At 71.6% G+C, this 18,700-nt stretch carries 15 protein-coding genes, 1 tRNA gene and 1 pseudogene; 11 read left to right on the top strand and 6 right to left on the bottom strand.

All coding sequences use genetic code 11. The annotated features are described in order from the left end of the window. Positions 1-32: 32 nt before the first annotated feature. Complete coding sequence (locus ACQY0Z_RS11655) at positions 33-1,658, bottom strand: beta-N-acetylhexosaminidase (protein ID WP_439812216.1); 1,626 nt, start codon at positions 1,656-1,658, stop codon at positions 33-35. Between the two features lie 90 nt (positions 1,659-1,748). On the opposite strand from ACQY0Z_RS11655, the gene ACQY0Z_RS11650 reads away from it, so the two are divergent. From ACQY0Z_RS11650 to glmS, 3 genes are all read left to right on the top strand, one after another. Next, complete coding sequence (locus ACQY0Z_RS11650; RefSeq protein ID WP_439812215.1) at positions 1,749-2,639, top strand: DUF4429 domain-containing protein; 891 nt, start codon at positions 1,749-1,751, stop codon at positions 2,637-2,639. A 75-nt stretch (positions 2,640-2,714) separates the two neighbouring features. Continuing rightward, complete coding sequence (locus ACQY0Z_RS11645) at positions 2,715-2,972, top strand: hypothetical protein (protein ID WP_019525179.1); 258 nt, start codon at positions 2,715-2,717, stop codon at positions 2,970-2,972. A gap of 12 nt (positions 2,973-2,984) precedes the next feature. Beyond that, a complete protein-coding gene (glmS, locus tag ACQY0Z_RS11640; RefSeq protein ID WP_189897978.1) occupies positions 2,985-4,802 on the top strand; it encodes a glutamine--fructose-6-phosphate transaminase (isomerizing) in 1,818 nt (605 codons plus the stop codon). Between the two features lie 140 nt (positions 4,803-4,942). Here glmS and ACQY0Z_RS11635 read toward each other — a convergent pair whose 3' ends face one another. Beyond that, positions 4,943-5,470: a universal stress protein gene (locus ACQY0Z_RS11635; protein ID WP_019525177.1), complete on the bottom strand. Its 528-nt coding sequence runs from the start codon at positions 5,468-5,470 to the stop codon at positions 4,943-4,945. A gap of 337 nt (positions 5,471-5,807) precedes the next feature. Between ACQY0Z_RS11635 and ACQY0Z_RS11630 the strand changes: the two genes are divergently transcribed. From ACQY0Z_RS11630 to ACQY0Z_RS11615, 4 genes are all read left to right on the top strand, one after another. Beyond that, positions 5,808-6,191 (top strand): hypothetical protein, encoded by a 384-nt coding sequence (locus tag ACQY0Z_RS11630; RefSeq protein WP_439812214.1) that lies wholly within the window; start codon positions 5,808-5,810, stop codon positions 6,189-6,191. A 378-nt stretch (positions 6,192-6,569) separates the two neighbouring features. Beyond that, positions 6,570-7,787, top strand: a complete 1,218-nt coding sequence (locus tag ACQY0Z_RS11625; protein WP_439812213.1) for a helix-turn-helix domain-containing protein — start codon at positions 6,570-6,572, stop codon at positions 7,785-7,787. A gap of 146 nt (positions 7,788-7,933) precedes the next feature. Further along, positions 7,934-8,536 carry an oligoribonuclease gene (gene orn, locus ACQY0Z_RS11620; RefSeq protein WP_189897973.1) on the top strand — a complete coding sequence of 201 codons (603 nt, stop codon included), beginning with the start codon at positions 7,934-7,936 and terminating at the stop codon, positions 8,534-8,536. 117 nt (positions 8,537-8,653) lie between these two features. Then, positions 8,654-8,726: transfer RNA gene (locus ACQY0Z_RS11615), tRNA-His, on the top strand. A gap of 100 nt (positions 8,727-8,826) precedes the next feature. On the opposite strand, the gene ACQY0Z_RS11610 is transcribed toward ACQY0Z_RS11615, so the two are convergent. After that, positions 8,827-9,882 (bottom strand): LacI family DNA-binding transcriptional regulator, encoded by a 1,056-nt coding sequence (locus tag ACQY0Z_RS11610; protein WP_189897971.1) that lies wholly within the window; start codon positions 9,880-9,882, stop codon positions 8,827-8,829. Between the two features lie 343 nt (positions 9,883-10,225). Between ACQY0Z_RS11610 and ACQY0Z_RS11605 the strand changes: the two genes are divergently transcribed. From ACQY0Z_RS11605 to ACQY0Z_RS11590, 4 genes are all read left to right on the top strand, one after another. Next, a complete protein-coding gene (locus ACQY0Z_RS11605) occupies positions 10,226-11,584 on the top strand; it encodes an ABC transporter substrate-binding protein (protein WP_189897969.1) in 1,359 nt (452 codons plus the stop codon). A 5-nt stretch (positions 11,585-11,589) separates the two neighbouring features. Next, entirely contained in the window at positions 11,590-12,600 is a 1,011-nt protein-coding gene (locus ACQY0Z_RS11600; RefSeq protein ID WP_189898148.1) for an ABC transporter permease subunit, read from the top strand. A gap of 11 nt (positions 12,601-12,611) precedes the next feature. After that, on the top strand, positions 12,612-13,517 hold the full coding sequence (locus ACQY0Z_RS11595) for a carbohydrate ABC transporter permease (protein WP_347225390.1): 906 nt from the start codon (positions 12,612-12,614) through the stop codon (positions 13,515-13,517). Positions 13,518-13,632: 115 nt separating this feature from the next. Further along, positions 13,633-15,072 (top strand): GH1 family beta-glucosidase, encoded by a 1,440-nt coding sequence (locus tag ACQY0Z_RS11590; protein WP_254586099.1) that lies wholly within the window; start codon positions 13,633-13,635, stop codon positions 15,070-15,072. 228 nt (positions 15,073-15,300) lie between these two features. Here ACQY0Z_RS11590 and ACQY0Z_RS11585 read toward each other — a convergent pair. The 3 genes and pseudogenes from ACQY0Z_RS11585 to ACQY0Z_RS11575 form a co-directional block, all read right to left on the bottom strand. Next, positions 15,301-16,200 (bottom strand): annotated as a pseudogene (locus ACQY0Z_RS11585) (chitinase); the annotation flags it as partial. Between the two features lie 250 nt (positions 16,201-16,450). Next, entirely contained in the window at positions 16,451-17,860 is a 1,410-nt protein-coding gene (locus tag ACQY0Z_RS11580; RefSeq protein ID WP_439812212.1) for a sensor histidine kinase, read from the bottom strand. Beyond that, complete coding sequence (locus tag ACQY0Z_RS11575; protein ID WP_439812211.1) at positions 17,857-18,591, bottom strand: response regulator transcription factor; 735 nt, start codon at positions 18,589-18,591, stop codon at positions 17,857-17,859. Before ACQY0Z_RS11575 ends, ACQY0Z_RS11580 begins: the two co-directional genes overlap by 4 nt. Positions 18,592-18,700 lie beyond the last annotated feature (109 nt).

Genomic DNA, 18,700 nt, shown 5'->3' with positions numbered 1-18,700 from the left:
CCAGCCCCCACCACGGGTCAGCCGCCCGACGGTCATTGCCACGAAACCTGGGGCGACCGGTAGAAGTTCACCCCCAACGCCTCCCACCGGGGCCCCTGCGCGGCGAGCCGCGACCGATACGACTCCCAGTCGTGCGTGGCCCGCGGGGACCACCCCAACTCGGCGATCCCGGGCAGCCGGGGGAACGCCATGAACTCCAGCTCTCCCACCTCGTCCAGCGTCTCCGTCCACAGCGGCGCCTCGACGCCCCGCACGGCGGACTCGGGCACGCCCTCCAGATAGGCCCCCGGGTCCCAGTCGTAGGACCGCCGGACCTCGACGTACCCGGCCCAGGACAGCCCCAGCGGGGTGTTCGCGTCGTACTTCATGTCCATGTACGCCCGGTCGGCCGGCGAGAGGATCAGCCCGGTGCCGTTCCGCGCGGCCTCCGCGACCTGCGCCTTCTCGCCCGCACCGGTGCCGTCGAGCCCCCAGTACTGGGCGATCGCCCCCTTCGCCGGAGTCGCCCCGGTCAGCTGGTGCCAGCCCACCACCGTCTTGCCGTACCGGGCGACGACCGGCTGGACCCGCTCCATGAACGCCACGTACTCCTCGTGCGGCGTGGAGTGCGCCTCGTCGCCGCCGATGTGGAGATGGCGGCCGGGCGTGAGCGCGGCGATCTCCCGCACCACGTCCTCGACGAAGTCGTACGTGATCTCCTTGCCGACGCACAGCGAGCTGAAGCCGACCTGGGTGCCGGTGTAGAGCGGCGGGGCGACGCCGTCGCAGTTCAGCTCGGCGTAGGAGGCGAGGGCCGCGTTGGTGTGGCCCGGCATGTCGATCTCGGGGACGACCTCCAGGTACCGGGAGGCCGCGTACCGCACGATCTCGCGGTAGTCGTCCTTCGTGTAGAACCCGCCGGGTCCGCCGCCGACCTCGGTGGAGCCGCCGTACGTGGCGAGCCGCGGCCAGGAGTCGATCGCGATGCGCCAGCCCTGGTCGTCGCTGAGGTGCAGATGGAGCTTGTTGATCTTGTAGAGGGAGATCCGGTCGATGTAGCGCTTGACCTCGTCGACGGAGAAGAAGTGCCGGGAGACGTCGAGCATGGCGCCGCGCCAGCCGAAGCGTGGGCTGTCGGTGACGGTGCCGCCCGCGACGAGCCACGGTCCCGGCCGGCGGGTCCGCTGCTCCACGTCCGCCGGGAGCAGCTGCCGCAGCGTCTGCACGCCGTGGAAGAGCCCGGCGGGCTTCGCGGCGGTCAGGGTGATCCCGGAGGGGCCGCTGCGCAGCCGGTAGCCCTCGCTGCCGTAGGGGCCGTCGGCGATGCGCAGCCGTATGCCTCCCGTGCCGCGGTCGGTGACGGGCAGTGGATAGCCCGTGGAGGGCCGCAGCACGCCGGCGAGGTACTCGCCGACCGTGCGGGCCTCGCGGGGGCCGTCGACGCGGATGCGGGTCTTCTCCGTGATGCGGTACGGGCGTCCGCCGGGGTCCACGGACGCGGGGGCGGGGATCACCCGGTCCAGCGGGACGGGCGACCGTCCCTGCGCGCTGTCCGGGGCCGGGCCCCGGGCCGGGGCCGCCGCGACCGTGGCGGCGCCCACCGCCACGACGAGCAGCAGGGACCCGAGCAGGCGGGTGGTGCGGGGAGTCGTACCGTGGTGCCGTCGTTGCCGTCTCACACGTGCTCCCTTCTCAACTCCTGTTCCCTGTAAGGGAACCCGGAATGGGTATAGACCACTCTCCCGCAGATCCGGTGAAACAATCACCCCATGGCGGAAATCATCCAGAAGGACGGGACGTGGACGTTCGACGGAAAGACCCTGCGCCTCACCCCCGGCCGGGACAAGAACGTCGGCCTGCTGCGCCGCACGCTGGGTGAACTGGCCGTGCCCCTGGAGGCGTTGGCGGGCATCTCGCTGGAGCAGGGCAAGAAGGCGGGGCGGCTCAGGCTGCGGCTGCGCGACGGCGCCGACCCGCTGCTGCACGCGACCGGCGGCCGCCTCACCGAGCCGCACGACCCGTACCAGCTGGTCGTGGAGTCCGACCGCTACGGCGTCGCCGAGTACTTCACGGAGGAGGTCCGCACCGCGCTGCTCCTGGAGCAGACCCCGTCAGGGCCGGTGACCGCCTATCTGCTGCCCGGCCCGCCGCTCCCGCTGTCCGTGTCCGCCGGGGACGGCACGGTGAGCTTCGACGGGGAGCGGGTCCGGCTGGAGTGGAACTGGAAGACGGAGGACGCCAAGGCCGCCGCGGGCCCCCGCACCCTGGCGGTGGCGGACCTGGAGGGCGTGGAGTGGCAGCCGGCCGCCGGTCTGGAGAACGGCCACCTCCGCTTCCTCGTGCGGCACGCCCCCACGAAGGCCCCCGCCAAGTACGACCCGAACGCGGTGGAGCTGTGGGGGTTCAAGAAGGACCCGCTGATGGCGCTGGTGGCCGCCGCGGTGCAGGCCCGCCTGCCGCACCCGTCCGCCCCCGCCGCCCCGGCCCTGGAGGGCCCGCGCGCCCCCGAGACGGACAGGACCGCACCGCCCGACCGCGCCGAGGACGACCACGACGCGCTGCTGCGCCGGCTGCGGGAGCTGGGCGAGCTGCACCGGTCCGGGGTGCTCACGGACGAGGAGTTCACCCTCGCCAAGCAGGCCATCCTGAAGCGCATGTAGAGGCCACCCGGCATGGCCTGCCCGAAATCGGGCACGTTTCTTGCGAAACGGCCGCCGGTACTTCAGGATCATCGGGTGCACGACGAACTTGTCGATCATCTGACGCGGTCCACGCCCCTCAGCCGGGGCGAGGCGCTGCGGGTGATCCAGGACGTGCTCGCGTACTTCGACGAGACGACCGAGGAGTACGTCCGGCGCCGCCACCGCGAGCTCCAGGCCCAGGGCCTGGTGAACGCGGAGATCTTCCAGCGGATCGAGGCGGACCTGAGATACCGCGCGGTGGCGCCGCCCGAGCTCTCGCTCCGGCAGCTGCGCCGCATCGTCTACGGCTAGGAACATACCTGTATGTGCGGAATCGTCGGTTACATCGGCAGGCGTGAGGTCGCCCCCCTGCTGCTCGAGGGGCTCCAGCGCCTGGAGTACCGCGGCTACGACTCGGCGGGCATCGCCGTGACCTCCCCGAAGACGGGGACCCTGAAGACGGTCAAGGCCAAGGGCCGGGTGCGCGACCTGGAGGCCAAGGTCCCGGCGCGCTTCAAGGGCACCACCGGCATCGCCCACACCCGCTGGGCCACCCACGGCGCCCCGTCCGACGTGAACGCCCACCCGCACCTGGACGCCGAGGGCAAGGTCGCCGTCGTCCACAACGGCATCATCGACAACGCCGGCGACCTGCGCCGCAAGCTGGAGGCGGACGGCGTCGAGTTCCTCTCCGAGACCGACACCGAGGTCCTCGTCCACCTCATCGCCCGCTCGACGGCGGAGAAGCTCGAGGACAAGGTCCGCGAGACCGTCCGCCTCATCGAGGGCACCTACGGCATCGCCGTGCTGCACGCCGACTTCCCGGACCGCATCGTCGTCGCCCGCAACGGCTCCCCTGTCGTCCTCGGCATCGGCGAGAAGGAGATGTTCGTCGCCTCGGACATCGCCGCGCTGGTCGCCCACACCCGCCAGATAGTCACGCTCGACGACGGCGAGATGGCCACCCTCAAGGCCGACGACTTCCGCACCTACACCACGGAGGGCACGCGCACCACCGCCGAGCCCACCACCGTGGAGTGGGAGGCCGCCTCCTACGACATGGGCGGCCACGACACGTACATGCACAAGGAGATCCACGAGCAGGCCGAGGCCGTGGACCGCGTGCTGCGCGGCCGGATCGACGACCGCTTCTCCACCGTCCACCTGGGCGGCCTCAACCTGGACGCCCGCGAGGCCCGCCGCATCCGCCGCGTGAAGATCCTCGGCTGCGGCACCTCGTACCACGCCGGCATGATCGGCGCGCAGATGATCGAGGAGCTCGCGCGCATCCCCGCCGACGCCGAGCCGGCCTCCGAGTTCCGCTACCGCAACGCGGTCGTGGACCCCGACACCCTGTACGTCGCGGTCTCCCAGTCCGGCGAGACGTACGACGTGCTGGCCGCCGTGCAGGAGCTGAAGCGCAAGGGCGCCCGCGTCCTCGGCGTGGTCAACGTGGTGGGCTCCGCGATCGCCCGCGAGGCCGACGGCGGCGTCTACGTGCACGCCGGCCCTGAGGTCTGCGTCGTCTCCACCAAGTGCTTCACCAACACCACGGTCGCCTTCGCGCTGCTCGCCCTGCACCTGGGCCGCACCCGTGACCTCTCCGTCCGCGACGGCAAGCGGATCATCGAGGGCCTGCGCCGCCTCCCCGCCCAGATCGCCGAGATGCTGGAGCAGGAGGAGGAGATCAAGAAGCTGGCCCTGGAGTACGCCGAGGCCCGCTCGATGCTCTTCATCGGCCGCGTCCGGGGCTACCCGGTGGCCCGCGAGGCCTCCCTGAAGCTCAAGGAGGTCTCGTACATCCACGCCGAGGCCTACCCGGCCTCCGAGCTGAAGCACGGCCCGCTGGCCCTGATCGAGCCGGCCCTGCCGACGGTCGCGATCGTCCCGGACGACGACCTGCTGGAGAAGAACCGCGCGGCCATGGAGGAGATCAAGGCCCGCAGCGGCCGGATCGTCGCCGTCGCGCACCAGGACCAGGAGAAGGCGGACCACACGATCGTGGTCCCCAAGAACGAGGACGAACTGGACCCCATCCTCATGGGCATCCCCCTCCAGCTCCTCGCCTACCACACGGCCCTGGCCCTCGGCCGAGACATCGACAAGCCCCGCAACCTGGCGAAGTCGGTCACGGTCGAGTAGGACGCCTGTAAGGGGCGCGGGGCTGTGCCGATATGCGGCTCCGCCGCGCGGGCGCGAGCAACCCCCACCGGCCGTCAGAGGCCAACAAACAGAAACGGGCCCCCCAGGTGACGCCACCTGGGGGCCCGCCTCACATCACGTCATGGAATGACGACAACGGGCCGCTGCGCCCGCTTGGCCAACCTCCCCGCAACCGACCCGAAAAGCCGCCCAACGAGCCCGTGGGTAGAACCCACGACAATCGCATCGGCGGCGTACTCCCGCCCCACCTCTTCGAGTTCGTGGCAGATGTCCCCACCCCGCTCGACGAGGATCCACGGCACCTCGGCCAGATAGTCGGCGCAGGCCAGCTCCAGCCCCAGCACCTCCGTCCGGTGGTCCGGGACGTCGACGAAGACCGGCGGCTCGCAGCCCGCCCACACCGTGGTGGGCAGCCGGTTGGCGACATGGACGATGATCAGCCCGGAACCGGAGCGCCGTGCCATGCCGATGGCGTACGCGAGGGCCCGTTCGCTGGAGGTGGACCCGTCGAAGCCGACGACCACCCCGTGCCGGAAGGCGGGGTCGCACGCATGGCGCGATTCCTCCGCCGCCAGGGGTTCGGACGCCGTCGGATCGGCGACCGGCCGCTTGCGGTCCGCAGGTTCGAAGAATTCGTGACCGGCCATGGCTGTCTCGGGGTTGTGATCCTTTTATGGGGGACGACAGTGTGCGGCGGAGCTGTGTCCGGGAAGTATCTTCCCAACCCCATACCCCCAAGGGTACGGCGGCACGCCTCCTTGGCCCAGATCCCGCGCGAACCGGGAGGCGGGTTCCCCGGAGCATGCACGAGGGTCCGGCCAGGACGCAACGGTTGCTGGCCTGTACAGGCGGTTTGCGGGGTATTCGCTTGACACCTGAACCATCCGCCGCAGGCGCCCCGCCCGGCGGGCCACGGTGACCAACAGCCGACCCGCCCGTTGGGATGGTGGACCCCCGCCGACACAGGAAGCACCCCGCACCCCGATGCCCCGCCCCGCCCGCCCCGCCGGCCGCACGGCCACGCGCAGGGCCGCCCGCCACCCGGAGGACGACCTCCTCCCCTGGGCCGCGCTCGCCTGCCTGCTGGCCCCCGCGGCCCTGCTGTGGCGCGGCGCGCCGTTCCTCACGGCGGTCGGCGTGGCATGTGGCCTGGCGGCCGTCACGACCGCCTCCCGCCTCCTGATCCGCCGCTCCCGCCGTCCGGGCGCCCCTGCCCCCTCCCGCCGCCCGGGCGCTCCTGCCCCCTCCCGCCGTCCGGGCGTCACCGCCCATTCCCTCCGCCCCGCCCCCCGCACCCGGCGCGCCGGCGCACTTCCCCACGCGCGGGCACACGCCCCGCGTGACGCCGGAAGCACACCGGCCGGTTGACCGGTTTCCACACCCCCGCCCGTCTCTTTTCAGCCAACTTCCGGTTCTGGCGCACCCGGTGCCGCGACCACCCCGCAACCGCCGTTCCACCTGCACGGAAAGCACCTCGCGGGCCCCGCGCACCCTACGTGCTTTGGCCACCGCGACGAGGCGTACTTCCCTGTACGGCGCGCGAGTGCAACGCTTCGTGATCGAATGCTTCACGCCAAGTTGCCAAGTCGACAATGCACCGAGTGCCGAACTGGCCAACGGTGCGCGACGGGACACAGTAGATTCGATCTTGACTGTCTTACGGCGGGGGACTCGTGCAGGACCGAGGGGAAACGTGCAGGAGCGACACAACCGAGGAGCCGCGACCACCGAGGGGGGCTTAGCAGGATGAGCCACGACTCCACTGCCGCGCCGGAAAACGCGGCCCGGAAACTCTCCGGGCGCCGCCGCAAGGAGATCGTCGCGGTGCTGCTGTTCAGCGGCGGCCCCATTTTCGAGAGTTCCATACCGCTGTCGGTGTTCGGGGTTGACCGCCAGGACGCCGGCGTGCCGCGTTACCGCCTGCTGGTGTGCGGCGGCGAGGAAGGCCCGCTGCGGACCACGGGGGGCCTGGAACTCACCGCGCCACACGGCCTGGAGGCGATATCCCGGGCGGGCACCGTCGTGGTGCCGGCCTGGCGATCGATCACCTCCCCGCCACCGGACGACGCCCTGGACGCGCTGCGCCGGGCCCACGAGGAGGGCGCCCGCATCGTCGGGCTGTGCACCGGCGCCTTCGTCCTCGCGGCGGCGGGCCTGCTGGACGGCCGGCCGGCGACCACCCACTGGATGTACGCGCCGACGCTGGCCAAGCGCTATCCGTCGGTGCACGTCGATCCACGCGAGCTGTTCGTGGACGACGGCGACGTGCTGACGTCCGCGGGCACCGCGGCCGGCATCGACCTGTGTCTGCACATCGTGCGCACGGACCACGGCAACGAGGCGGCCGGCGCGCTCGCCCGCCGGCTGGTGGTCCCACCGCGCCGCAGCGGCGGTCAGGAGCGCTACCTCGACAGGTCTTTACCGGAGGAGATCGGCGCCGACCCGCTCGCCGAGGTCGTCGCCTGGGCGCTGGAGCACCTCCACGAGCAGTTCGACGTGGAGACGCTCGCCGCCCGCGCGTACATGAGCCGCCGCACCTTCGACCGCCGGTTCCGCTCGCTGACCGGCAGCGCGCCGCTGCAGTGGCTGATCACGCAGCGGGTGCTCCAGGCGCAGCGCCTGCTGGAGACGTCGGACTACTCGGTCGACGAGGTGGCCGGACGCTGCGGCTTCCGCTCGCCGGTCGCGCTGCGCGGCCACTTCCGGCGCCAGCTCGGCTCGTCCCCGGCCGCCTACCGGGCCGCGTACCGGGCACGGCGTCCGCAGGCCGAGCGGGGCCAGGACGGCGGGAGCCCTCAGGGCGCCCCGACGGGCCGGCCGGAGCCCGCGGGGCACCACGTGACGCAGCTGCACCCGGACGGCGCGGTGCCGCACCAGTCGCGCAGGACGGCGGCGGCCGGCGCGCTGGGGTCGCCGCTGACCGCGTCGGCGCCGGGCGTCCCGGGGCAGCGCAGCGCGCCCTGAGGTGACCGCCGGTGAGGGCCGGAGGCCGTGTGCCTCCGGCCCTCACCGCTGTCCGGGACGACGTCACCGCCGCGCGGCGAGATCGCGGGAAACCGGCGCTTCACCACCCGGTCACGCCCGGCGTCACGCACCGTAGGGTTAGACACATGAACGATCGTATGGTGTGGATCGACTGCGAGATGACCGGCCTCTCGCTGTCGGACGACGCGCTCATCGAGGTGGCCGCCCTCGTCACCGACTCCGAGCTGAACGTGCTCGGCGAGGGGGTCGACATCGTCATCCGCCCGCCGGAGCGGGCCCTGGAGACGATGCCGGAGGTGGTGCGCGCGATGCACACCGCGTCGGGGCTGCTGAACGAACTGCCGAACGGCACGACGCTGGAGGACGCCGAGGAGCGGGTCCTCGCGTACATCAAGGAGCACGTCAAGGAGCCCGGCAAGGCGCCCCTGTGCGGGAACTCCGTCGGCACCGACCGCGGCTTCCTGCTGCGCGACATGCCGGCCCTGGAGAGCTACCTGCACTACCGGATCGTCGACGTGTCCAGCATCAAGGAGCTGGCCCGCCGCTGGTACCCGAGGGCGTACTTCAACAGCCCCGAGAAGAACGGCAACCACCGGGCGCTCGCCGACATCCGGGAGTCCATCGCGGAGCTGCGCTACTACCGCGAGGCCGTTTTCGTGCCGCAGCCGGGACCCGACTCCGACACCGCGAAGAAGATCGCGGCGAAGCACGTCCTGCCTGCTCAGTAGGTTGTCGAAGGGGCTCAGGGGGGCCGCGCGGAAAGGCGTGCGCGAGCACCCCTTCGGACCCTGTACACTTTTTCTCGGCCGGTCGGGAAGTCACTGATCTCCCGGAAACAGGCCGTGGTGGGTGTAGCTCAGCTGGTAGAGCACCTGGTTGTGGTCCAGGATGTCGCGGGTTCAAGTCCCGTCACTCACCCTCACCGCAGAAGCCGGTGACCTCGTCGAGGTCACCGGCTTCCGGCGTTCCCGGGGACAAGGGCAGGGTGCGGACGCCCCCGCCCGCACCCGTCGCGCCCTCAGGACGACGCCCGCTCCACCAGCTCCGTGGCCAGCACCATCTGACGCCGCTCCAGCTCCCGCGTCGCGGACGGGCGGCGGTCGGCGACCTCCCTGAGCAGCAGGTCGGTCATCGCCCGGCCCATCTCCTCGATCGGCTGGCGCACGCTGGTCAGCGGCGGCTCCATGTGGCGGGCGATCGCGGAGTCGTCGTACCCGACCAGCGCCACGTCGTCCGGGATGCGGCGGCCCGCCTCGCGCAGCACCTGGCGGGCGCCGGCCGCGGTGACGTCGGAGGCGGCGAAGACCGCGTCCAGGCCGGGGCGGCGCTCGAGGAGGGCCTCCATGGCGCGGCGGCCGCCGCCCTCGGAGAAGTCGCCCGGCTCGATCAGCAGTTCGTCCACCTCGTGCCCCGCCTCGCGCAGGGCGTCCCGGTAGCCGTCGACGCGGCGCTGGGCGCCGTAGACGTCGAGGCGGCCGGTGATGTGCGCGATGGTCCGCCGGCCGCGGCCGATGAGGTGCTCGACGGCCTGCCGGGCGCCGCCGTAGTTGTCGGAGTCCACCGAGGTGAGCGTCTCGTCCGCGGAGCGCGGGCCGCTGATCACGGCGGGGATCTCCAGCTGGGACAGCATGTCGGGCAGCGGGTCGTCGGCGTGCACCGAGACCAGCAGCACGCCGTCCACGCGGTGCGCCGCCAGGTACTGGGCGAGCCGCTGCCGCTCCCGGTCGCTGCCCGCGAAGATCAGCAGGAGCTGCATCTCGGTGTCGGACAGCGCGGCGCCGACGCCGCGGAGCATGTCGGAGAAGTACGGCTCGGTGAAGAACCGGGTCTCCGGCTCGGGCACCACGAGCGCTATCGCGTCGGTGCGGTTGGCCGCGAGGGCGCGGGCCGCGGTGTTGGGGACGTAGCCCAGCTCGGCGACGGCCGCCTCGACGGCGGCGCGGGTCGCCTCGCTCACCCGCGGCGAGCCGTTGATCACGCGCGACACGGTGCCGCGGCCCACCCCGGCGCGCGCTGCCACCTCTTCGAGGGTGGGGCGGCCACCGCTCCGGCCCCGCACTCCGTGGCTTGCCATCCGCCCCCGCCTTCCTTTGTGTGTCACCCTGGCCTGGAATGTAACAGCCCCGGCAGTGACGGTGACCACCCGCGAGGGCGTCCGTGCGGACCCCGGCGTTCCGAAGGTGTGGCGCCCCGGGTCAAGTTAACGGGCAGATAACTGAACGCACTTTGCCGCGTCTGTTCCCTTGACACCCCCGCCCGGACCCGCGACTCTTCAACACATCACTTGTGGGAGCGCTCCCACAGTACCTGACACATACACAACCCGCACGTTCCCCGCCCGAGCCGCAACGCGCAGAATACGGGTCAACAACGCCGTTGGCCGGGGGGTCGGCACGTCAGGGCAACAGGAGGACGCAATGCGAGCACGTACCCTGCCCCTCACCAGGCAGCGGTCGGGCGGGGGGAAGCCCTTCGCCCGCAAGGCGCTGGCCGTCGCGGCCGTCGTGTCGCTGGGCACCGGGCTGCTGGCCGGCTGCGCCGACGACGGCGGAGACGACAGTTCCGGTGGTTCCTCGTCCGGCGAGGGCAAGACCACGATCACCCTGGGCCTGTTCGGCACCATGGGCTTCAAGGAGGCCGGCCTCTACGCCGAGTACGAGAAGCTCAACCCGGACATCAAGATCGAAGAGAACGTGGTCGAGCGGAACGAGAACTACTACCCCGCTCTCGTCAACCACCTGACCACCAACAGCGGGCTGATGGACGTGCAGGCCGTCGAGGTCGCCAACATCGCCGAGGTCGTGGGCACCCAGGCGGACAAGTTCACGGACATGTCCAAGGTCGAGGGTGTGAAGAAGGACGGCTGGCTGCCCTGGAAGTGGGAGCAGGCCACCACCAAGGACGGCCAGACCATCGGTCTCGGCACGGACGTCGGCCCGATGGCCATCTGCTACCGCAAGGACCTCTTCGAGAAGGCCGGTCTGCCCAGCGACCGCGAGCAGGTCGGCAAGCTGTGGGCGGGCGACTGGAACAAGTTCATCGCGACCGGCGAGAAGTACAAGAAGGCGGCCGGCGAGGACACCTTCTTCATGGACTCCCCGGGCGGCCTGCTGAACGCGGTGCTCTCCAGTGAGAAGGAGAAGTTCTACGACGCCTCCGGCGAGGTCGTCTACAAGACCAACCCCGCCGTGAAGGCCGCCTTCGACCTGACCGCCGAGGCCGCCGAGAAGGGCCTGGTCCAGTCGCAGACGCAGTTCCAGCCGGCCTGGGACACCACGATCGCCAACAGCAAGTTCGCCACCGTGGCCTGCCCGCCGTGGATGCTCGGCTACATCAAGGGCAAGTCGAAGCCCGAGTCGGCCGGCAAGTGGGACGTCGCCGTGGCCCCGAAGTCCGGCAACTGGGGCGGCTCCTTCCTGGGCGTGCCGAAGAGCGGCAAGAACGTCGAGGAGGCGCAGAAGCTGGTCGCGTGGCTGACCGCGCCCGAGCAGCAGGCCAAGCTGTTCAAGGTCCAGGGCTCCTTCCCGAGCGCCCCGGCCGCGTACACCAGCCCGGAGGTGACCGGCGCCACCAACGAGATGACCGGTGACGCCCCGATCGGTGAGATCTTCTCCGAGGCCGCCAAGCAGATCCCCGTCCAGGTGATCGGCCCGAAGGACCAGATCATCCAGCAGGGTCTGACCGACAACGGCGTCATCCTCGTCACCAAGGGCAAGTCGGCCAAGGAGGCCTGGGAGACGGCCACCAAGACCATCGACAACAACCTGGACCAGTGACCCGCATGGCCACCCGCTCCGACATCGCCGCGTCCCCCGTCAAGGGGGGCGCGGCCCCGGGCCGTACGCCCGGGAGCCGCTCCGTGGACAAGGAAGACCGGCGCCGGACCAAGCTGTCCCGCCGCTGGCAGCGCGACGCCCGCTGGAGCCCGTACGCGTTCGTCGCGCCGTTCTTCCTGCTGTTCGCGGCCTTCGGGCTGTTCCCGCTGATCTACACCGGCTGGGCCTCGCTGCACCAGGTCGAGCTGACCGCGCCGACCGACATGAACTGGGTCGGGCTGAAGAACTACACGCGGATCTTCGACGACGACTTCTTCTGGAACGCGGCGCGGAACACCCTGACCATCGGCATCATCTCCACCGTTCCGCAGCTGATGATCGCCATGGGCATCGCCCACATCCTCAACTACAAGCTGAGGGCGTCCACGTTCTGGCGGGTCGCGATGCTCGCGCCGTACGCCACCTCGATCGCCGCCGCGACCCTGGTGTTCGTGCTGCTCTTCGGCCGTGACTACGGCATGATCAACTGGGCGCTCGGCGCGGTGGGGATCGACCCGATCGGCTGGCAGGACGACAAGTGGCCCGGCCAGATAGCGGTCTCGACGATCATCATCTGGCGCTGGACCGGCTACAACGCGCTGATCTACCTGGCCGCGATGCAGGCGATCCCGCAAGACCTGTACGAGTCGGCGGCGCTGGACGGCGCCAGCCGCTGGCGGCAGTTCCTGCACGTGACGCTGCCCTCGCTGCGTCCGACGATCCTGTTCACCGTGGTCGTCTCGACGATCGGCGCCAGCCAGGTCTTCGGCGAGCCGCTGCTGTTCGACCCCAACAAGGGCGCGTCGGGCGGCGCGGAGCACCAGTTCCAGACGCTCGGCCTGTACCTGTACGAGCAGGGCTGGGTCAACCAGCATCTGGGCCGTGCCTCGGCGATCGCCTGGGCGATGTTCGCGATCCTGATCGTCATCGGCATCATCAACCAGCTCATCTCGCGCCGGCTGCGCGCCAGCAGTTAAGGAGTGTGGCCGTGACGACAACCGTGACGCCCCCCGAGGCACCGATCGTCAAGGAACAGAAGCGCTCGCGCCTGCCGAAGTCGGCGCGGGCCGGCGGCACCCTGCACGGCGGACCGCTCGCGTACGTGATCCTCGCCGTGTTCACGCTCGTGTCGCTGTTCCCGCTGGTGTGGACCGCGATCGCCGCGTCCCGTGACAACCAGCGCCTGGCGGAGAACCCGCCGCCGCTCTGGTTCGGCTCCAACCTGATGAAGAACCTGGAGATCGCCTGGAAGGACGCCAACCTCGGCGAGGCCTTCCTCAACACCACCATCGTGGCGGGCATCTCCGCCGTCACCATCGTGGTGCTGTCGACGGTCGCCGGGTTCGCCTTCGCCAAGCTGCGCTTCAAGGGCCGCAACGCCCTGATGCTGCTGGTGATCGGCACGATGATGGTCCCGCCGCAGCTCAGCATCATCCCGCTGTACATGATGGTCGCCAAGCTCGACTGGACCGACCAGCTCCAGGCGGTCATCTTCCCGTCGCTGGTGAGCGCGTTCGGCGTGTTCTTCATGCGCCAGTACCTGCTCCAGGCGCTGCCCGACGAGGTCATCGAGGCCGCGCGGGTGGACGGCGCGAGCAGCTGGCGCGTGGTGTGGCACGTGGTGTTCCCCGCCGCGCGGCCGGCCATGGCCGTGCTGGGCATGCTGATGTTCGTGCAGGCGTGGAACGACTTCCTGTGGCCGTTCCTGGTGCTGACGCAGACCGGCAACCCGACCGTGCAGGTCGCCGTCGCGGGTCTCGGCCGCGGGTACACCCCCGACCAGTCCCTGATCATGGCGGGTGCGCTGCTCGGCACGCTGCCCCTGCTGCTGGTCTTCGCGATCTTCGGCAAGCAGATCGTGGGCGGCATCATGCAGGGCGCGGTCAAGGGCTGACGCCCGCACCCGATTCCGGTGGGGCCGGGTCGCCGCCGCCTCGGCCCCCTTTCCTTCCTCTCACGTATCCGTCGGTCTTCCACGACCCCTATGCGACCTCTATGGGAGCGCTTCCATGTCTGACTCCGCCACGCCGGCGACCCCGGTGACCTTTCCTCCGGCCTTCCTCTGGGGCGCCGCGACCTCCGCGTACCAGATCGAGGGGGCGGTGCGGGAGGACGGACGTACCCCTTCCATCTGGGACACCTTCAGTCACACGCCGGGAAAGACGGCGGGCGGCGACACCGGTGACGTCGCCGTCGACCACTACCACCGCTACCGCGACGACGTGGCGCTGATGGCCGACCTCAACCTCCAGGCCTACCGCTTCTCCGTGTCCTGGTCCCGGGTGCAGCCCACCGGACGCGGCCCTGCCGTGCAGCGCGGCCTGGACTTCTACCGCCGGCTGGTCGACGAGCTGCTGGACAAGGGCATCAAGCCGGCCGTCACCCTCTACCACTGGGACCTGCCGCAGGAACTGGAGGACGCGGGCGGCTGGCCCGAGCGCGACACCGCCTACCGCTTCGCCGAGTACGCGCAGATCGTCGGCGAGGCGCTCGGCGACCGCGTCGAGTCGTGGATGACGCTCAACGAGCCCTGGTGCGCCGCCTTCCTCGGTTACGCCTCCGGTGTGCACGCCCCCGGCCGCACCGAGCCTGCCGCCGCCCTGAAGGCCGCCCACCACCTGAACCTGGCGCACGGCCTGGGCACCAAGGCGCTGCGCTCGGTGCTGCCGGCCCGCAACGAGATCTCCCTCAGCCTCAACACCTCCGTGGTGCGCCCGCTGAACCCGGGGTCCCCGGCGGACCTGGTGGCGGCCCGCAAGATCGACGACCTGTCGGGCGGCATCTTCCACGGCCCGATCCTGCACGGCGCCTACCCGGAGACGCTGCTGGAGGCGACCTCCTCGGTGACCGACTGGTCGTGCATCCAGGACGGCGACCTGGACACGATCCACCAGCCGATCGACGCGCTGGGCCTCAACTACTACACGCCGACCCTGGTGTCGGCCGCCGACCCCGACGACAAGGGCCCGCGCGCCGACGGCCACGGGGCGAGCGAGCACTCGCCGTGGCCGGCCGCCGACGACGTGGCGTTCCACCAGTCGCCGGGCGACCAGACGGAGATGGGCTGGTCGGTCGACCCGACCGGGCTGCACGAGCTGATCATGCGCTACCACCGCGAGGCTCCCGGTCTGCCCCTCTACATCACGGAGAACGGCGCCGCCTACGACGACAAGCCGGACGCCGACGGCAGGGTCCACGACCCGGAGCGCGTGTCCTACCTGCACGGCCACCTCTCCGCGGTGCGCCGCGCCATCGCCGACGGCGCCGACGTGCGCGGGTACTTCCTGTGGTCGCTGCTGGACAACTTCGAGTGGGCGTACGGCTACGAGAAGCGCTTCGGCGCGGTGTACGTCGACTACGTCAGCCAGATGCGGACGCCGAAGTCGAGCGCGCTCTGGTACGCGAAGGCGGCCAAGGCCGGTGAGCTTCCGGACCCCGAGGGCATCTGACCTCCCTCGGCGGCCCGGAGGGAACGGGGCGCGAGGTTCGGGGGGCGGGGCGCGGCGGTCCCTTAGGAGTGCCGCGCCCCGCTCGTGCGCGTCCGGGTCCTGCCACGCGGGCCGCCGGAGGTCTGTCGCCGGACGCACGGGTGCCCCGGCCGGGTGGGGGGAAGGGTCCGGCCGGGGCACGCGCTCCCCGTTCTCTTCAGGTGGCTCGCAAAGCTGTCCCTGGAGTGCTCAGTTGTAGGCCGCGAACGCCTTCGAGAAGGCGAACTTGTCTTGAAGGACCGAGCTGCAGGTGGCGTCGGCGGCCGGCTTCTCGCCCTCGGGGCACTGCTGGTCGCGGGTGCCGGACCACATCGACAGCCGGCCAAGGCCCTTGGCCTTGGCGAACTCCACCAGCTGGGTGGCGTCCTCGACCGTGAAGATCTCGGTGACGACGTCGTTCACGCCGATCATCGGGGTGACCGCGACCGCCTTCCACGCCTCTTCCTCGCCGAGCCCGAGGACCTCCTTGAGCTGCGCCTGGGTGGCGGTGGCGGCCTGCTCGGCGTAGGTGCCCATGTCGTCGCTGTACGCCGGGCCGTAGTCCATCGCCATGATGTTGACGGCGTCGATCCGCACGCCGTTGGCCTTGGCGTCGGCGAGGAGGTTCACGCCGTCCTGGGTGAGCCCTTCCGGCATCACCGGGAGGGTGAAGGAGACGTCCAGGCCCGGGTGGGACCTCTGCAGGGCCGCGATCGCCTGGGCGCGGCGGGTGTTGGCCTCGGCGTTGGGCAGCGCGCCGCCCTCGACGTCGAAGTCCACCTTGGTGAGCTGGTAGGTGTCGACGACCTCGGTGTAGGCGGCGGTGAGCGCCTCCACCGAGCCGCAGGTGGTGCCGAGTTCGGAGCCGGCCGCGCCGCCGAAGGAGACGCGGACGTCGCCGCCCGCCTCACGCAGCGCGCCGATCCGCGCGGCCACCGGGTTGTCGCCGAGGCCGCCGGTGCCGCCCCACGTGGGGGTGCAGCCGCCGCCGTCGGTGACGAACGCGAGGGTGTACTCCTTCACGCCGGTCGCCTCGGCGCTCGCCAGCAGGTCGAACGCCGGGCTGAGCGAGGTGTCGACGTACGGGGCGAAGCCCGCGCCGGCCGCCTCGGGGGATGCGGGGGCCGTCTCGTCGGTGGCCAGTGCGGTGTTCGTGAACAGGAACGCTCCGCCGGCGGCGACGGCCGCGGCCGCCACCGCGCCGATCGCCTTGTTCCTGCCGCTGATCCTGCGCCGGTGCGTGCTCATCGCATGCCTGCCTTCGTTGCCGTTCGTGGGGGGAGGTCGCGGCAGCACGCTAGTGATCCGGAAAGGGACAACTCACCTGATCCGGACGGCGGCAGGGAACCTTAGGGTCCGCTTAAGGAAGGGATCGGGAGCGGTTAAAGGACAGGGCGCCGCGGCCCGTCCTGCGGCGGCGGACGCTCCCCCGGTGCCCGCGTCTGCGCGGCGGGCGGTCGCGGCCGTCGAGCTGGACCCAGATGCGCACCTCGGTCCCGCCGAGCACCGAGCGGCCGATGCGCACGTCGCCGCCGGTGGACTCGGCGAGACGGCGCACGATGTCCAGGCCGAGCCCCGTGGAGCCGTCCGTGCCGGAGCCCCGGCCGCGGGCGATCGCCGTCTCGGGGTCGGCTATGCCGGGGCCCGCGTCGGAGACGAGCACGATCACCGCGTCCTCGCCGTTGTGCACGTCGACCGCGAAGGCGGTGCCCTCGGGGGTGTGCCGGAAGACGTTGCCGAGCAGGGCGTCGAGGGCGGCGGCCAGGTCGGCGCGGGCGACGGGTATGCGCACGGGCCGGTCCGCGCCGGCCACGCGCCACTTGCGGCCCTCGTCCTCGGCGAGCGCCGACCAGAACGCCATCCGCTCGCGCACCACCTCGGCCGCGTCGCAGCCCGCGCCGGGCCCGGCGGCGGCCGTCTGGGGCTTGGCGTCCCGGGCGGTGCGGATGATGGTGTCGACCTCGCGCTCCAGCTGCTCGACGGCTGCGCGGGTCTGCTCGGCGGCCGGACCGTCGCCCAGGGAGGCGGCGTTGAGCCGCAGCACGGTGAGCGGGGTGCGCAGCCGGTGGGACAGGTCGGCGGCCAGCTCCCGCTCGTTGGCGAGGAGCTGGACGACCTGGTCGGCCATGGAGTTGAACGCCACGGCGGCCAGGCGCAGTTCGGTCGGCCCCTCCTCGGGCACGCGGGCGCCGAGCTTGCCCTCGCCCAGTTCGTGCGCCCCCTCGACCAGCCGCTGGGCGGGCCGCACCATGCGCACGCCCAGCCGGTCGGCGACCGCGACGGAGCCGACGACCAGGGCGGCGCCCACGGCCGCGAGGACCGCCCAGGCGGTGCCGACGCCGTTGGTGACGGCGGACTCCGGGACGAACACCTCGACGACGGCGATCTCGCCGGAGCTGAGCGCGACCGGCTGGAGCAGCGCCGAACCGCCGGGCACGGTGGAGGTGGAGGCGCGGCCGAGCTGCCGCACGGCGGCGATGTCCTCGTCGGAGGCCCGCCGCTCCCCTATGTCCAGGGCCTGCTCACCGCCCGTGGCCGGGAGGTGCACGGCCATGGCCGTGCCGGAGCCGGCGGAGGCGACGACCCGCTCCAGCTGGGCGCGGTCGGTGGTGATGGACAGCGCGGGGGCGACGGCCGCCGCCTCCCGCTCGGCGCCGGCGAAGGCGCGGTCACGGGCCATCTCCCGGATGACCAGGCCGAGCGGGACGGCGAAGGCCACCACGACCATCGCGGTCACCGCCAGCGACACCTTCACCAGGGCCCATCTCATCGCGGCGGCTCCGCTCCGGGCGCGTGCACGGGTCCGGCCGCGTCGGCCGGGGGCTCCAGCTTCACGCCGACGCCCCGGAGCGTGTGCAGATAGCGGGGGCGGGCGGCGGTCTCGCCCAGCTTCCGGCGCAGCCACGACAGATGGACGTCGATGGTCTGGTCGTCGCCGTAGGACTGCTGCCACACCTCGGCGAGCAGCTCCCGCCGGGGCACGACCACGCCGGGACGTCCGGCGAGGAAGGCGAGCAGGTCGAACTCGCGTCTGGTGAGGTCCAGTTGGATGCCGTCCAGTTCGGCCTGGCGGCGCAGCGGGTCGACGGTGAGGCCGCCGACCCGGATCACCGGGGAGGGCGCGGCCTCGCCGCCGCCGGCGCGGGCGCGGCGCAGCACGGCGGCCATCCGGGCCGAGAGGTGCTCCACCGAGAACGGCTTGGTCAGATAGTCGTCCGCGCCGGCGTTGAGCAGCCGCACGATCTCCGTCTCGTCGTCGCGGGCGGTGGCGACGATGACCGGGACGTCGGTGATGCCGCGGAGCATCTTCAGGGCCTCGGAGCCGTCGAGATCCGGCAGTCCGAGGTCCAGGACGACCACGTCGAAGCGGAAATGGGCGACCTCGCGCAGCGCCTCCAGCGCGGTCCCGACGCTGCGCACGGAGTGCGAGGCGTCGGTCAGCTGCCGTATGAGCGCCGAACGTACGAACTGGTCGTCCTCGACCACGAGAACACTTGCCATGGGCGGCACCGTACGCCATGCCGGGCGGGGGCGGCCGGGGCCTGTGGACAACTCCGGACGACCTTCCCGAAGCCTGTGGACGGGCGGTCCGGACCGTCCACAGGGCGCG

The organism is Streptomyces sp. P9-2, from assembly GCF_051903975.1.
Classification (GTDB): Bacteria; Actinomycetota; Actinomycetes; order Streptomycetales; family Streptomycetaceae; genus Streptomyces; species Streptomyces cellulosae.
This window is presented reverse-complemented; position numbering and strand designations above follow the sequence as displayed.